The sequence below is a fragment of the Segatella copri genome, assembly GCF_019249765.2.
Classification (GTDB): domain Bacteria; phylum Bacteroidota; class Bacteroidia; order Bacteroidales; family Bacteroidaceae; genus Prevotella; species Prevotella copri_K.
Genome location: NZ_CP152484.1, coordinates 1,168,431 through 1,183,728, shown reverse-complemented (window position 1 = coordinate 1,183,728; position 15,298 = coordinate 1,168,431). Strand labels below are relative to the sequence as shown.

Sequence of the window (15,298 nt, the reverse complement as noted above, 5' to 3'; positions counted from 1 at the left end):
TTATTGTTTATGACTTGTTACATATACTCATCAAATTTCCTCTTGGGTTTGAGGTTCAGCACATGACCAGTCTGGTTCACCTTTTGGGCAAATGGCAAGGATTTGGTGATCCCTGACAGTTCCCAGTCTCGGCAATAGGCTTCGATGGCATGCTGATGGTCGCATTGCAACTCTTTCTTGTAGAGCTTCAAGGCTTCCTTCTCAGCTCGCTCGGTGGTATAGGTCATATAGCACTCGTGAGGTTCTTCTACACCAAACACGCCTCCGACACTTCCTCTTCGGATAAAGACTTCTCGGAAGAAGCTTCTGCCTTCTTTGTTTTCAAGGCGGTTGATGGTGAAGATCTTCTTGCAGTCCACATCTGTCAAACCCAGGATTGCCTTGATCTCGTCGAAACGTTCACGGAACTTACTTTGGTCAAGCAGCATCACCACATCAGAGTTGTTGATGATGGCTTCCTTCACGATAGGACTTCCCACGATGTCCTGGATCTCCTGAGTAACCACACCCACCGATGCCCAGAACTTACGGGCTGTCTTGTAGAGGTACTTGATATATTCTGCCATCATTGGCGAAGCTATGGCTTTCCATGCCTCCTCGATGACAAGCACCTTACGGTTCTTCTTGATACGCATCTTCTGAATGAAAACGTCCATGATGATAAGTGTAACAAGAGGGAAGAGGAGAGGGTCATCCTTGATGGAGTCAATCTCAAAGACGATGAAGGTCTCATCAAACAGCTTTGTGTCGAGGTTCTCATTGAGTGTAAGCTCATGACTACCACCCTTGTAGAAGTCCTTCAGCAGATAGTTGTAGGATGCCAAGTCAATTCCTGCCAGATTGTTCTCCTTTATAATCTGAGGAATACGGACTTTACTGTACTCGTAGAATGTGTTGAACGACAGGTTCTCTATCTGTTTCTTCATGAAGTATTCATCGAAGTATTCCGTGATAACCTGCTCTATGAGACGGTCTTCCGTCTTGGTGACTTCACCTTGGGTTCCTTTCCAGATGAGCATGACCAGATTTTTCAGGAAGCCTATCTTCTCGATGTTCAACTCCTCACGCTTGATGGCAAAAGGATTCATCGTGATAGGATGCTCGTCTGTGTAGCTGATATACTTGCCACCAACATATTCGCAGAGTCCTTCATATGAATTACCGGTATCAACCATCACGACGTCGGTGTTCTGTTCCCACATCTGACGGACTACACTATTCATGTGGAAGGACTTACCGCTTCCAGACGGACCGAGGCAGAAGAAATTGGAGTTATCCGTTATCTTGTTCTTTCCCTCCTTTCCGCTGATGTCGATGGCCACTGGCACACCTTGGCGGTCTGTATAGTAAATCTTCAATGGGGTTTCCTCACTATGCTGAATGCGCTCTTTGTACATGAGACAGGCTGCTGCATCACTGAGAGTCAGGAAACGGTCATACTCTGGGTTGGTGGAGTAGCAATTTCCAGGGAATGAGTTGACAAACAGCTCCAACTGGTTGTAGGCTCTTTTGCTGATATGAATGCCCAATCGACCAAAGGAGTTCTCCAGATGGTTGGTACATTTCTGAATATCAGCATCTATAGGTACTCCAACGACAAGGTTGAAGTGGGCATATACCAACTGTTTGTTTTCTCTTGCTATCACATCCTGTACCTTCTTGATGTCCTCCACGGCTATTTGGTTGCTTGGATTTGGCATACTGGCATGACGGTTTTTCTTCTTGTCGAGAAGGGAGAGCTCTCTTTTCTGGTTAGGAATAAAGAACATCTGGTTATACACTACTACATCTGCAGAAGGAATACAGTCAACCAATGATACCATATCCACTGGCATCGAAACATTGTTCACCTCAATATTGGTGAATGGACGGACTATAGATGGTGTGCTGACACAGTCAACATCAACAAGACTATAGACCTTGCATCGTTTGTTGCCCATGCTGATAGACTCTTCATCAACTTTGAAGTTTGTCATTGACACAGTCTTGTCGTTGAAGTTCATGGAGAAATAGCGGTCAACATATTCACGAGCCGTATTTCCGTCCAGGTAGGATGCTTCCATGCCGGAATCCTTCAATTGGTCTTTGACTTTTCGGATCTTCACCATAAAGTCGCGCCATTTCTTACTGTCAAAAGAGAAGATGCGGCTTTTCTTATTCTCCTGGGTGATAATCAGATAAGTCTGGCTGTCAGTATAGGAACGTCCATTGAAATACTTGAAGTAAGACTCTGACAAGAACTCATGGTTGTCGTTACTCTCATCCTGAAACTGCTTACGCACGAAGACATCCTGCTTATGAATGGCATAGCCTTCACCGAGGGTCTGGGCAAGTGCGGTGACAAGATGATTGAACTCATAGTAGCTGTCTATGTTGGCAGAATACTTCTGCACCGGGTTCTCCATCTTCAAAATGGCTGAGTATTCGCCAGTCTTGGTGTAGAGCACGCCAATGCCATCCACATCCTCAACAGAGAAGTAGATGTCCTGAAAGATCTTCTTGCGTTTGCCTCCGGTTCCAAAAGCAGAGACTGAGATAGCCATGCCTATGAGTATAGCTACAAATGCTATGATTACATATATGATCATTGTTATTTGCTCTTTTATCAAATGAAGATAGGCTCATCCTTGCGAGAGGGTGAGCCTACCGATTTACACTATTCAGATTTCAACACACTTGCTCATTTGTTTACGTTTGAATTTTGTTTGATTACATTCTATGCGAACAAGCATAGATGAACACACCATGCTCTTCCTTCTTGGTATGCAACCCTTTCTTCTGTTTGAAGAAGATGAGGGCGGCTCCCGAACAGAGGGAAACAGCAAGAACCACAAGACCAACCACAAAGCCGAGAATGCAATATGCTATGATAAAGCCGAGGATGGCTCCACCAACGGCACAGGCTGTCCAGGTGATGTAGCGTCCCTGGAACCCCATAAATTCAAGGGGCTTCTGGAGACCCTTGAACATGGGATAGCTTACGTACTGATTTTCGTTTACTTCTTCTGACATGATGTATTCTTTAATGCTTGAACGATAGATTAGAGACCGAAGAACAAAGGCAGAGCCTGGGCTGCAGCAACGAGGAAGATACATGCGCCAACAACCATCATGATCTTCTTCTTGACATCCTGCTCCTCATTGTTCATAGCGATGTAAACGCTGATAGCACCTACAACGGCTACTACACCGGCAATGGCATAGCAGAGCTTAACCACAAAAGGTACATACTTGGCAATCTCCTCCGTCACAGTTGCGAGGGCATCTGTTCCGGCTGTGTAATCACCAGCTGCATTCTGTGCATAGGTCGCCAATGTTCCACAGAAAAGGAGCATGGTGAGCGTCTTCATACGCTTGGCACTGAAAAGTTTTTTTGCGAAATTCTTGATTTTCTTCATTTGATTTCTTTTGATGTTACTTAAAAAATTACACTCATTTATCTCTCCTGCAGGTTGAGATGTTTTGTTATCCTATCTTTTTACCTTATACTATATTATAACCGAAGAATGCAGGGAACAGGATAGTTGTACCTATCATGAACAGGCAGGCACCAATCAGCATCATGATGGATTTTGTTACATCACCTTCGCCCGTATTCATCTTTATATAGATTTGTAAAGCTCCTATGATGGCTACGATGGCTGCTATGGCATACACCAGATAGACTACATAGAGCATCATTGTTACCGTAAAGTCATGAGCATTGCTCAGAGCGTCTGCCCCCCAGCTATAATCGACACCTCCGCATTTGGCAGATGCCAACATTGGCTGGAAGAGCATGACACCTATTAACATTATGGCAAACAAAAGATTGTGTTTACAGCTTATCTCTGGCATTCTTCTTTTCTATTTTTCGGGTGTTGTGCTTATTGTTGAGATTCTGCATAAACTCATCTGAGAGGTAACTGCATTGTGGCACTGGATCTATGTGCTCCAAAATCTCATCGTTTTTCTCATTGAGTTCTTCACTGGTCACGGTATGTGACTGTGGCTGCTGCGATTGCTCTTCACCAGAAGGAGGTTGCGGATATGGCACGTTTCCTGTCGGGTTGACAACTCTGAGTCCATCATCCGTGATTTGCTCCGTGAAGGTCATATCACCCTCGTCAGGACCCTCGTTGCGTTCTTCGATTGCAACTGGCTGTTCCTCATTGGTCAAATCACCTACATCATAGGTCTCTTCTTCTGTTTTCTTTTCATCCTTCTTTCCATGTAGGTCTAATGTGATCATTACTGCAAAGTACACTACATACACAAAAGTGAGGACGAGCGCAAAAATTACGAATCCTGACATTTTCAATCTGAATTTTATTTGTTATTTTTATTGTTATCATACTCGGAACTTACATCCGACGAGTCGGCGTATTTCCCAAAAACAGTGCAAAGGAACATATATTTGTGCGATAAATGAAAAAACAAAGCTAAAACCGTTTCAGTCTTAACACAGATTATAAAAGAAGTATGATAATATTTTAATAATCATACTATAGAATAACGAAAGGGCGTATAAAACAAAAAAGGAGACCCTCTCGAAAGAGAACCTCCTGATTGGTTAGTGTCATGGCAGTTTCACACTATTTGGGTGGTTTGATGATACCATTGATTACATCATTAACATCTTTGTAGTTGACGTATCGATGAGATTCATTTATCACCTTATCCTGATAAGCAGCTTTTATCTTCTCTACAGTCTTTGCACCTGCATCATCGTTATCAAGATAACAATGTATCACGGAGTATTCCTGCAGGTATGGCATCAGAACCTTGATGTTACTGACAGAGTTGAGAACGAGATAGTCGCATTCATGTGGCAGGCAAAGCTCATTTCCTGTTATCCATTTCTTGATACTGGCATATGTCAGCATATCAAAGAAACCTTCAAAGATGCAGCATTCTTTGTGTGGCTCGTTGTTTGGTCTGATGATTGAAATCGACTTTTTGCCGATGCTTCGTTTGCTGTATTTGTTTCTGGCTTCCATTCCGCCCTCGATATTCTCAAATGCTATGGCATAGTAACTCTTGTCATAGATACGATAATGTACTTCCTTGCAATACTCCTTGGCTATGTCATAGTCTATTCGTCTCTGCAAAATGTAGTCTCTGAGATAAGGGTGACTGAGCCCAACAATACGCTCAATGATGGTGCTGGCTTCTTTTGCCTTCTCTCGCTGAGCAACTTGGTCTTGCTTCCAGGCTTCCTTTCTCTCATCTTCCTTTCTTTGGGCTTCATAATCCTCTGAATACTGAAGATGGTGTTCCTTTATCTTCTGTTCCAGATAGGTCAGAACTTCATGGTTGTTCCAGGAAGGGTTCATTTTCTGAACCAGATTGATGAGATTGCCACCTTCGCCTGCTCCAAAGTCATTCCATAGATTCTTCTTGGGACTGACATTGAATGAAGGCGATGCCTCTGTCCTAAAAGGAGACAGATACCAATAATTCTCCTTTAATATATAGACATGATGATAGCCCTGTGATTCCAGGAACTGCACAATGCTGACTGATTTAATTTCTTCTATAGTCATGCTGTTACATATATTATGGGCACATATTAGTTTAATATATATATACCCGGTTAAACTTAAACTCGTAAACTCACTTGGACGGAAACAGAGTTGGGTGATAATGGTAGCCGTCTTTTTCTTTTGTTATCAGCTTTCGTTCATTGAAAATCTTTAGCATCTCCTTCACTGCATTATCACCACGCTTGTAGCCTTCTTCGGCGTAAGCTTCACCCAGAGCCTTTACCAGATCGACGTATCTCTGTGGAGTACTCTTGGAGAATATCTTTTGAAGTACCATCGTATGAACATCGTCTGGCAGAGAAGTGAGCGGCTTGTCTTTGGGCTTGACAACAGTGACGTGATAACCGACATCAAGTACAGGCAGAGAGTTGTCGTCAATGTGGAATGCCCAGCTCGAAAACTCTTTGTCTCGCATGTGCATGGGTCTTACCTCACTGATATTGGCATCCTGCTTGTTCTTACTGATAATCAACACCGTTTCTGCCTTATTCTCCAGCTCTGTACCAATATGACCACGAGTATTGTTGTCATTCTTGTTTAGGTGGAGCACACAATGAATATGCAGATCATACTTGCTCGTCCATGCCATTAGCATCGTCATTACGTCTGTGGACTCCTTGGCGTTGTTAATGTCGTACATGAGATCTCGCAAACCATCGATAATGACAAGTCCCACGCCATCAAAAGTTCTTAGCGCATAATCTATGAGGGCTATGCGGAGAGTAGGGGTGAACTCCCTTAGACCATAGAATTTGATGCGCTTGTCTTCCTTGTTAAGACTGAGTCCTGCCAGTCGGTAGATTCGCTCAACAACATTGTGGCAATGATAGCGACTCTGCTCCGTATCGAAATAGAGAATTTGTCTCTTTCCTTCTGGAAAACTTGCTCGGTAGTTGAGTACCGTCGAATTGGTTAACGCAGCTGCTACCATCGCCGTGATGTTGAATGTCTTTTTACTCTTTGCCTTACCTGTTGATGCGCTGAAATTTCCGAAAGTGGCAATGGTACAGTCGCCGACCCATAACACCTGGGGTGGTACGGGCGGTTTTTCTGAAGCTTTTATCTCTCCTTGTCTGAGATACCTTTCCAGTTCACTGTCGTTGAAAGCACTCTTGCACAGCATGCCTACTTCCAAGGAACTTGCTGCAGACTCTTCTTTCTCACTTTTACTGTTTCTTCCTCTTGCCATTGCTTCTTTCAATTTGATTTCTACACTTTGAGGGGTCAATCACTATCTCAGACTTTTCCAAGAGAGCCGTCAGTTGGACATCAGAATAAACTCTGGTCTTGTTTTTCTTTCTGTCTTTCATAACGCTTCTCTATTTGTTGGCACTGTCCTTTCGTGCCGGGGTGATATGGTTGTTGCGCATCCATTTCAAAAGCTCCTTCTTGTCGAAATAGATGGTTTTGCCCTGTGGCTTGTAGTGAGGAATCTCCATGTTCATGGTGAGCTTGTATATCTGAGACTGAGAAACGCCAAGATATTCAGCGACCTCGGTGGTGGTGAGCATCTCTTTGTTTGAGAAATATCTTTCCTCAATCTTTGAAAGACGCTCGTTAAGTGCCTCAGGTTCTACCGAAGTGAGTTCCTTTACTCTCATTTCCAAGAGTTCTACTCTCTTGGCAAGTATGTTCATGTCAATTTTGCTATTTCCCATTTTCTTATTACTTTTAATGTTAGACAATAAGGGGGCTACCCCCGAAACTGAATCGATTCGGGGGCAAAATTACCCCAATAAAATCTAATACAACTGACCTTACTCCTGACACTCGGAAGTGTCAGGGGGGATGTAAGGAGATTTTTCTTTTCAGTTGTTTAACTTACTTTACTTCATCGCATTTCTTTCAGTTGTTTTGCAAAATCCAAAAACTCCCCACTTGGGAACTTTGCAGATGAAGCCTTCAGTTCACTAAGTCGGCTGCTGATAGCACCTCGCTTGGATGCCTTTCCCGTACTCTTAGGGGTGAGCAGCTGATTGTCCGCAATAAGTGATACCCAGTTGTGGGGAATCATCTTCTCGATAGACAAAGCATACAGCAATTGAAGAACCTGTCGCATGTTGACTACAACCAGAGATTCATCCAACGCACATTTGAAGAATCCGTCCATCGTTTCTTCATCGATACCATCTACAAAGAAATTCGACTCATTGGCGAATTTCGTAATGAGTCGAATCTGTTCTGGAGTGAATGAAGCAAGAATGCGAGGACTTTCAACCACAACTTCAATGTGGTTGAACTCATAAACCATCGTCTCAAAGTCTCCTTTCTCAAATGAGGACTTGGCGAAGTACTTAGTGACAAGGTCTTTTCTGGTTGTAAGCAACTCATACAAGCTGAATACATGCTTGAAATGGTTGCGGACGATCTGCTCCTCGGAAGAGAAGACCGGCAGGTGATAGCTAACAAAGTCGTTGACATATCTGTCATACAACTTGCCATCGTTAAGGATTTCCAACTTGTACTGCTCGTAAGCAGCACGATAGAGTGTCCAAAGTTCATCTTTGGAAAGCTCAATCTCTTGTTTTGGACAATGATCTGAACACTGTAAACACAAAAAGAGAGAGCACAGAGGAATTGTTCTTCTGACTCATATTACTTTTTGTTAATGAATAAATTTGATATACGCCTACTTAATGAAGCAGGCGGAAATGTGTATTTTACTTGACGTTTATTTGTTATGTAAGTCATCATTTCAGTGCAAAGATACACCAAAATTGTGCAATCTATCTGCATTCAGTATAAAAAATAACATCAGTATGATTATTTAGACTCTTCTCAAAAGAAAAGCCTACATTAGGGAATATCCAATGTAGGCTTCTGAATTTTAGGCACTTATCTATCCTTTCAAATTCTTCGTCTTGGTCTTTTGCTGAGTATCTGATTAATCTCCATGGTGCTGATTGGAGCCTCTATCTTGCAGCCAGATTCTAACCATTTGATAAGGTCATCCCTAAAGAAGGTATATTTCTTACCCTTCTGATTGACAGGGATTTCACCGTTTTGTATGTAAGTGTACATAGTGGATTTCTTGATTTTAAGAAATTCACAAGCTTCCTTCACATCCATTGGAATATGATCTGACAGGGAAGGTCTTTTAGTCCTGCGTACTTCTTCTCGAATCAGTTCCATAGACTGGTCAAGAAGATCGAATCTTTTCAGTATCTCTGACAATACTTCCGGTATGTCATTGAATGTTATTTGTCTTTCTTCGTTCTGCATATTAAAACTTTCTTTATTTCTGATGATGAAATTGATAATCATTATAATCGGGTACATCAATCTCAATTACGCATTTGCCCTTCTGTCTTAATGTACGTCTCATGCTTTCTACTTCAACATCTTTGAGTTCGGTAGGGAAACACAGCTTGATGAAGGTTGCTCGTTTCTGACCGCTCCAACCAAGGCGTTCTCCAATATTCCAGGAATAATGCCTGATGTCGAGAGTATTCAAGGTTCCATTTGTCTTCACAGGAACAATACATGATTCAGGGATGTCGTACAGTTTGATGTTCTGGCACAGTATCTCCAAGTACTCATCTGTCATATATGGCGAAAGTACAGAGTAGGTGTAGTCTTTGACCGCATCATATTTTGAGCTTTCAAGACTATACTGCCTATTGCGATAGCGTTCACGCATTTCTTCTGCTTTCTCCACATCCGATATGGATGGTTCATTGGAAGAAATACTGTTGTTGATCACGATGTCTCTCACAGCTTGCGGCTTACGTAAGCACATGAATGCACAGACAATGATGGCAAATGATATATAGTAGAATATCATCGGCAAAGAGAAACCGGAATCTGAGTCGGAAACTGTCATCATCAGGTTAGCAATCGCTCCATATATTCTTGGAGCGACTACTATCATAATGATGGTGAGCATATTCGAAATGAGGAGAATCAAGAAGTTCTCTTTTAACTTTTTAATCATTGCAATTGTTACTTTTTGGAGTTTTTGTGGCTGCAAAGATATAGAGAATCTTGCTATTTTCTACTATTTCGTATCAACAAAATGCGTCTCTTAAACACTATTTATTATTCTGTGTTTCAACGCTTTAAACTATATTTTAGTTTCTCTTTTTTGCCTTTTTATAATCTTATTTTCTCTTATTTGCTTTTGGGTGTATCGTACTTTCTGTTGGCTTCTCGTCGTCTTTCACGTTCGTTAACGTAATTCTACCTGCTGCCTCACGTGTTTTTGGGTTTGCGTGGGAAGCGTAGATCTGTGTCGTGCTGACATTCTTATGGTTGAGCAGATGCTGAACGGTATATATGTCTGTACCAAGTTCGAGCTGCAACGAGGCATACGTATGACGGTAACAGTGGAAGGTGATATGCTTTTCGATACCGCACTCTTTCAGCCAGCTCTGCATCACACCATACGTCATAGTACGTTTGAAACCTTGAAAGATATATGTTCTGTTGGTCTTTGGATGGATTAGAGCATAAGCATCATCGCCAATTGGAACCTGGGTCTGGCATTTTGTCTTCACGCAAATGAAATCCAGATAATATCCACCATCAGCATAGCTACGGATATTCTCCCATTTCAATCTCAGGATGTCACTGATACGGAGACCTGTAAGACAGGAGAATAATGCCGCCTTTCGAACCACCGGAATAGAACATTCAGTGGCATACATTCTTCTAACTTCCTCCAATGTAAGACTTTGCTTCACTGGCGTTGTACATGAAATGTTTTCCAAAAGGCTGGCAAGATCATCTGTCAGCCTTCGCTCACGGTATGCCTTTGTCAAGACCTGCTTGAACACATTCCAATAGGCTGATGCCGTATTTCTTGAAATAGACTTCTTGATAACATGTCCACCTCTTGATGACACTTTGGTATCAAGGAGATATTCCATATACTTGTTACAGTAAAGAACATCAAGCATCTCAAATGTACATTTGCCTTTACAGAACTTCTCGAAATGCTTGTAGGCTGCATCACACTTCACATAGTTGCGATTGACCATATTTCTGAAATATCCGAGAAAGTCCTCCTTCAATCTGTCACGGTTGAAGAAATCATACTTCTCATCGAGAACATCAATGTACACCTTACAACGAATAGCTTCTGCCTTGGCGAGAATCTTCTCATTGTAGAGCTTCTGCTGCTTGTTGGCAGGATCGGCATAAATGTACATGCCAAGTGAGCGACGGCGTATCAACTCCATCGTCTCCGGGTCTCTATATCCTGGCCAGAAGTCCAGGAAAAGTGACTTTGTTCCGTTGCGTCTGTCACGCATACGAAGCTTAACGGTTTTACATACTTGCATAATATATCTGATTTTTGAATTAATAAAATTCGGTTGCAAAATTCCTAAATGATACTACATTGACAGCAGTAAAGAGAAAGTAAATCATACTATTCAGTATAATCTGTTTTCAAATCATCATTTTTGAAACGTTTTTCCATGAGTCTGTCGAATTCTTCTTTTCTAAAGAACATGAATTGTCCCTTCTTTACTTTAGTGACTTTGTAATGCTTGACGTAATAATGAACAATATCCTTAGTCATTCCATACTTCTTCATTGCTTCTTCTACGGAATAGTAGCGTTCTCTTCCTTCGAAATATCCAGTCTTCAGCGCCTGGATGTGCTGCTTTGAATAGTAGGTTACTCCATATTCTACTTTTGAAGGTATCTTATGCCTGTGGATGAATGAACGTACTGCATCATGCGTCATCTTGTAGGTATCTCTCATCTCTTCAGGAGTAATCCAGTCATTTATATCCGCATACTTATGTTTCTGATTATACAGGATGTCAATGGCCTTCTTCTCATAGAAGTTGAAATTTTTAAGAGCTATTTTAGGAGTTTTGTTCTCTCTGGTCATCACACCGACATGCTTGATGGTAATCTTGAACATTTCTGCCACTTCCTCAGTTGAGTAATATCCTTCTGGAGTAGGAGGACATGCTCTCTCCTGTGCTTTTGGTTGGAAGATGACACGTTCTGTACCATCCAAGTTCTCAACTTTCTTGGTGTTGCCCATTCGCTGTTGAGTAATCTTGTCGAAGTCGGTTCTATATATCATCGTGAACTTACCTCGCTTCTCAGTCCTTACATCATAATTTTTAAGAGTGTAGCTAATCTGATCCTTTGTTAGGCCATACTTTTCTGAAATCTCTTCGTAAGTGTACCAGTCCGGATCTACCTCATTGCCTTTTTGCTTGATACTATCAATATGTATCTTGGAATAGTAAGCCTTACCATTACGGTTAACTCTTGGTACCTTATGATAAGTAACAAAACTCATTGCATTAGTTCGAGTCATACCATACATGTCCATCACCTGATCCATTGTATAGTAGTTGTCTAGATTGATTTCTTCAAGAAGATCTGCAAACTTAGCATCAACAGCCTTTTTACTGAAGAAGGTGTTACGACCTTCATAAACTTTTGGAATACCCATACGGTCACAACGTCCCCATACGGCTTTGCGACCGATGTGATATTTATCCATGATTTCACGAAGGGTATAATACTCCTGCTCTTCCTTGATTTGATATTTTCTCTTCTTGTATGGTGAAGCTTCATCGAACATCTTATCTAGGTCTGATGTTCTAACAAAAGTTTTATTTCTAATTTTTATAGCTTTAACAATACCAGTTTGGAAATATCTATATACGGTAGCACGGCTTACACCGAATAGAACGCCAACGTCTTTCGGGGTAAGGAATGCCTTTTCTCGCAAGGATTTTACCTTCTCTTCCTCACGCAAAGCTTCGGCACTTTCTTTCTCATTTTTCTTCTTTTCGGATTCTCTTTTCCGGAAAGCGACACGTTCACAGCGTCTTGAACAGTATTTACTGGTCATTTTGCTGGCAACAAACTCCTTTCCACAGACTCCACACACCTTAATTATTCTCATTTTTACATGCTCTTTTTGGTTAATGAGGTCGTCGATTTTGTCTCAGACTGTCTCACATATTCTCAGTATTTCTCACGAGGTGCCAAACATGAGAAATGGTCGAAGGATTGAAACTGTCTCATTTTGTCTCAGAAGGTACCAAAACATAGATTTTTTCCTTTCCATTTTCTCACAGAATTGAGGGCCACGAATGAAATTTGAGCCAAAAATACACCAAAATATTGGTTTCAGCAAATTACAAATGGAATGTGTTAAGACGAAAAAAGCCACCTAAGTAGATGGCTTGCAATCAGTTATAAAAATGTTCGTTTTAGAGCTGTACAGGGGGTTACTTTCCGATGCAAAAGTGCTTGAAGATATTGTTTAGCGTTTCCTGGCTACTGATCTGTCCGCCAGTGATTTCACCCAATTCTTCCAATACCATTTTCAGGTCTTCGGCGATGATGTCGCCGCTCATGCCCATTTCCATCGACTCCAATACTCGGGAGAGGGAATCATGGGCACGGAGTAGGGCCTCGTAGTGGCGGGCACTCGTTATGATGACGTCGTTCTCGGTAATCTCAGGAATATCAGCGGCTTTTACTAATGCCTGCTCCAGGGATGAAACGTTCTCGCCTGTGCGGGCACTGATGAAGAGTGGGGATTCTGATTCACTGGAATCTGAGCCACAGGAATGGGTGAATTTATCGAACGCAAGTTTATCATTCTCAAGTTTATCCATCTTATTAAATACTACCAGCAGCTTCTTGCCCTGGTTCTTCAGCTTCATCTCCTTGATTTCTGAGGCTGACGGCTGCTCATCTAATAGCCAGATTACTATCTTCGCCTCTTCCATCTTCTGGAAAGTGCGCTCTATTCCGATGTTTTCTACCACATCATCCGTCTTGCGGATTCCGGCTGTGTCAATAAAGCGGAAGGTGATTCCGTCGATGAGGGTGGTGTCTTCGATTACATCTCGGGTGGTTCCGTGAATGTCGCTCACGATTGCCTTCTCCTCGTGGAGCAGACGGTTGAGCAGGGTGCTCTTGCCCACATTCGTCTTGCCTACGATGGCTACGGCTACTCCCTGCTTCAGGGCATTGCCGGTTTCGAAGGAGTGGGCGAGGGTGGTAATCTTGTGATTGATTTCTTCGGCTAGTGCCTGGAGTTCGCTGCGGTCGGCAAACTCCAGTTCTTCGTGGTCGCTGAAGTCGAGTTCCAACTCCAGGAGCGAAGTCATCTTTAATAATTTTTCGCGAAGGAGGGAGAGTTCGTTGCTGAAATGACCCTTCAGTTGGCTGAGCGCCATCTTGTGGGTTGCCTTGTTGGTAGAGGCGATGAGATCAGCTACGGCTTCTGCTTGAGAGAGGTCCATCTTGCCGTTGAGATAGGCACGACGGGTGTATTCGCCCGGTTCTGCCTGGCGACATCCTACCTCCGTAAAGCGATGGAGAACCTGCTGAAGAATGTATCGGCTGCCATGACAGGAAATCTCGGTGGAGTTCTCGCCTGTATAACTGTGGGGTGCACGGAACACGCTCACCAGTACATCATCGATGGTGTTGCCATCCTTATCCTTGATTTCGCCATAATGCAGCGTGTAGGGCTTGGCTTCTTCCAGGGATTTGCCGTTGGCAGACTGGAAGATTTTGTCGGTGAGGGTAATGGCGTCGGAGCCGCTGAGTCGGATAATTCCGATAGCACCGCCGGCTGGGGTTGCCAGGGCGCAGATACATTCTTCTTGATTCTTCATTTATTTGTTTCTTTCTTTTAAAGCTTTTGCCCTTACAGGGCGACAGGGGGTGTTTGCTGTTTTAACCCAGGGTGTTGCCCTGGGCTAGGAGCTTCTGCCCTTTCAGGGCGTATTGCTGCAATGGAGCTAGATTCTATCTAATACAACTTTTATCAAATTGTCGATGGTGCTCTTGTAACCGGTGTTGGCGCTGAGGGCACGGCGGTTGGCGATGACCATGCAGCAGGTTAATGCCTTATGACCGAGGAGAAGGGAAAGACCGGCGAGGGCTGAACTCTCCATCTCGAAGTTGTTGACGCGCAGACCGTTATACTCGAATGCTTCAATCTTCTGATTAAGTTCCGGGTCGGCAAGTGGGGCACGGAGTTCGCGGCCCTGAGGTCCGTAGAAACCGCCACAGGCTATGGTAATTCCGCGTACCATATCATCGCCGGCTATCTGGTTGAGCAGTTCCGGATTGTTGTCTACACAGTATGGATTGCCAATCTGGTCGTTCCATTTTACCTGGCGCTTGAATTCTGCCTCTGTTTCGAGGTCGCAGATTTCGTTGCGACGGGCATAGAAGTTGATGAGTCCGTCGAAACCGATGCTCTTCTGCGAGGCTACGAAGGTTCCGGCAGGGCAGTTGAGCTGCAGGCCGCCGCAGGTTCCGATGCGCACGAGGGTGAGCGTGGTGTGCTCGGGTTTCTCGGTGCGGGTTTTGAAATCGATGTTCTTCAGCGCATCGAGCTCGTTGACTACGATATCGATATTATCGCATCCTATTCCGGTGCTCTGCACGGTGATTCGCTTGCCTTTATATGTGCCGGTGATGGCGTGGAATTCCCGACTTGAGACTTCGCATTCCTTCTCATCGAAATGGGAGGCTACGAGGGCTACGCGACCTGGGTCGCCAACGAGGATTACTTTATCAGCCACTTGTTCCGGGCGAAGATGAAGGTGGAAGCAGCTTCCGTCTTCATTGATAATCAATTCTGATTCTGCAAAATATTTGCTCATGGTTCTTTTGATTTTAAGTTATACATTTTATATTAGGGCTTTGCGCCCCTCTGTGTTTAGATAAGCAAAGATACGAATAAAAAATGAAATGCGATATTTTTTTAATGATTTTAAACAGTAAAAAACACGAAGGGCAAATCCCGAAAATGGAACTTGCCCTTC

General features: G+C 43.1%; 14 protein-coding genes and 1 pseudogene. All 15 read right to left on the bottom strand.

Annotated features, from left to right (window positions below):
- Nucleotides 1–17 precede the first annotated feature (17 nt).
- Nucleotides 18–2,558 (bottom strand): annotated as a pseudogene (locus KUA46_RS05220) (TraG family conjugative transposon ATPase); the annotation flags it as partial.
- Nucleotides 2,559–2,709: 151 nt separating this feature from the next.
- Entirely contained in the window at nt 2,710–3,012 is a 303-nt protein-coding gene (locus KUA46_RS05215) for a DUF4133 domain-containing protein (protein WP_218486568.1), read from the bottom strand.
- 29 nt (nt 3,013–3,041) lie between these two features.
- Complete coding sequence (locus tag KUA46_RS05210) at nt 3,042–3,398, bottom strand: DUF4134 domain-containing protein (protein WP_218486567.1); 357 nt, start codon at nt 3,396–3,398, stop codon at nt 3,042–3,044.
- 85 nt (nt 3,399–3,483) lie between these two features.
- The gene (locus KUA46_RS05205; RefSeq protein ID WP_181976460.1) at nt 3,484–3,795 is read right to left on the bottom strand and encodes a DUF4134 domain-containing protein; all 312 of its coding nucleotides are present in this window, start codon (nt 3,793–3,795) and stop codon (nt 3,484–3,486) included.
- A gap of 22 nt (nt 3,796–3,817) precedes the next feature.
- Nucleotides 3,818–4,231 (bottom strand): hypothetical protein, encoded by a 414-nt coding sequence (locus KUA46_RS05200; RefSeq protein ID WP_238405100.1) that lies wholly within the window; start codon nt 4,229–4,231, stop codon nt 3,818–3,820.
- Between the two features lie 343 nt (nt 4,232–4,574).
- Entirely contained in the window at nt 4,575–5,525 is a 951-nt protein-coding gene (locus KUA46_RS05195) for a toprim domain-containing protein (protein WP_118139841.1), read from the bottom strand.
- Nucleotides 5,526–5,595: 70 nt separating this feature from the next.
- Nucleotides 5,596–6,648, bottom strand: a complete 1,053-nt coding sequence (locus tag KUA46_RS05190; protein ID WP_434725815.1) for an AAA family ATPase — start codon at nt 6,646–6,648, stop codon at nt 5,596–5,598.
- A gap of 196 nt (nt 6,649–6,844) precedes the next feature.
- Nucleotides 6,845–7,183 carry a helix-turn-helix domain-containing protein gene (locus KUA46_RS05185; RefSeq protein WP_094881200.1) on the bottom strand — a complete coding sequence of 113 codons (339 nt, stop codon included), beginning with the start codon at nt 7,181–7,183 and terminating at the stop codon, nt 6,845–6,847.
- A 173-nt stretch (nt 7,184–7,356) separates the two neighbouring features.
- Entirely contained in the window at nt 7,357–8,082 is a 726-nt protein-coding gene (locus KUA46_RS05180; protein WP_218486566.1) for a hypothetical protein, read from the bottom strand.
- Between the two features lie 290 nt (nt 8,083–8,372).
- Nucleotides 8,373–8,747 carry a helix-turn-helix domain-containing protein gene (locus KUA46_RS05175; RefSeq protein ID WP_094881202.1) on the bottom strand — a complete coding sequence of 125 codons (375 nt, stop codon included), beginning with the start codon at nt 8,745–8,747 and terminating at the stop codon, nt 8,373–8,375.
- Between the two features lie 13 nt (nt 8,748–8,760).
- Nucleotides 8,761–9,459, bottom strand: a complete 699-nt coding sequence (locus tag KUA46_RS05170; RefSeq protein ID WP_218459436.1) for a hypothetical protein — start codon at nt 9,457–9,459, stop codon at nt 8,761–8,763.
- A gap of 166 nt (nt 9,460–9,625) precedes the next feature.
- Nucleotides 9,626–10,807, bottom strand: coding sequence for a site-specific integrase (locus KUA46_RS05165; RefSeq protein WP_218486565.1), 1,182 nt, complete (start codon nt 10,805–10,807; stop codon nt 9,626–9,628).
- Nucleotides 10,808–10,896: 89 nt separating this feature from the next.
- Nucleotides 10,897–12,405 carry a helix-turn-helix domain-containing protein gene (locus KUA46_RS05160; RefSeq protein ID WP_218486564.1) on the bottom strand — a complete coding sequence of 503 codons (1,509 nt, stop codon included), beginning with the start codon at nt 12,403–12,405 and terminating at the stop codon, nt 10,897–10,899.
- Between the two features lie 328 nt (nt 12,406–12,733).
- The gene (gene mnmE, locus KUA46_RS05155) at nt 12,734–14,137 is read right to left on the bottom strand and encodes a tRNA uridine-5-carboxymethylaminomethyl(34) synthesis GTPase MnmE (RefSeq protein WP_218486563.1); all 1,404 of its coding nucleotides are present in this window, start codon (nt 14,135–14,137) and stop codon (nt 12,734–12,736) included.
- 126 nt (nt 14,138–14,263) lie between these two features.
- A complete protein-coding gene (locus KUA46_RS05150) occupies nt 14,264–15,136 on the bottom strand; it encodes a nucleoside phosphorylase (protein ID WP_006846571.1) in 873 nt (290 codons plus the stop codon).
- Between the last annotated feature and the right edge of the window lie 162 nt (nt 15,137–15,298).

What these genes read in the sequence shown, in the direction of transcription:
- KUA46_RS05195 (WP_118139841.1), bottom strand. Translation starts at nt 5,525, where the DNA reads ATGACTATAGAAGAAATTAAATCAGTCAGCATTGTGCAGTTCCTGGAA.
- KUA46_RS05200 (WP_238405100.1), bottom strand. Translation starts at nt 4,231, where the DNA reads ATGATCACATTAGACCTACATGGAAAGAAGGATGAAAAGAAAACAGAA.
- KUA46_RS05175 (WP_094881202.1), bottom strand. Translation starts at nt 8,747, where the DNA reads ATGCAGAACGAAGAAAGACAAATAACATTCAATGACATACCGGAAGTA.
- KUA46_RS05215 (WP_218486568.1), bottom strand. Translation starts at nt 3,012, where the DNA reads ATGTCAGAAGAAGTAAACGAAAATCAGTACGTAAGCTATCCCATGTTC.
- KUA46_RS05160 (WP_218486564.1), bottom strand. Translation starts at nt 12,405, where the DNA reads ATGAGAATAATTAAGGTGTGTGGAGTCTGTGGAAAGGAGTTTGTTGCC.
- mnmE (WP_218486563.1), bottom strand. Translation starts at nt 14,137, where the DNA reads ATGAAGAATCAAGAAGAATGTATCTGCGCCCTGGCAACCCCAGCCGGC.
- KUA46_RS05185 (WP_094881200.1), bottom strand. Translation starts at nt 7,183, where the DNA reads ATGGGAAATAGCAAAATTGACATGAACATACTTGCCAAGAGAGTAGAA.
- KUA46_RS05210 (WP_218486567.1), bottom strand. Translation starts at nt 3,398, where the DNA reads ATGAAGAAAATCAAGAATTTCGCAAAAAAACTTTTCAGTGCCAAGCGT.
- KUA46_RS05170 (WP_218459436.1), bottom strand. Translation starts at nt 9,459, where the DNA reads ATGATTAAAAAGTTAAAAGAGAACTTCTTGATTCTCCTCATTTCGAAT.
- KUA46_RS05205 (WP_181976460.1), bottom strand. Translation starts at nt 3,795, where the DNA reads ATGTTAATAGGTGTCATGCTCTTCCAGCCAATGTTGGCATCTGCCAAA.
- KUA46_RS05165 (WP_218486565.1), bottom strand. Translation starts at nt 10,807, where the DNA reads ATGCAAGTATGTAAAACCGTTAAGCTTCGTATGCGTGACAGACGCAAC.
- KUA46_RS05190 (WP_434725815.1), bottom strand. Translation starts at nt 6,648, where the DNA reads ATGCTGTGCAAGAGTGCTTTCAACGACAGTGAACTGGAAAGGTATCTC.
- KUA46_RS05150 (WP_006846571.1), bottom strand. Translation starts at nt 15,136, where the DNA reads ATGAGCAAATATTTTGCAGAATCAGAATTGATTATCAATGAAGACGGA.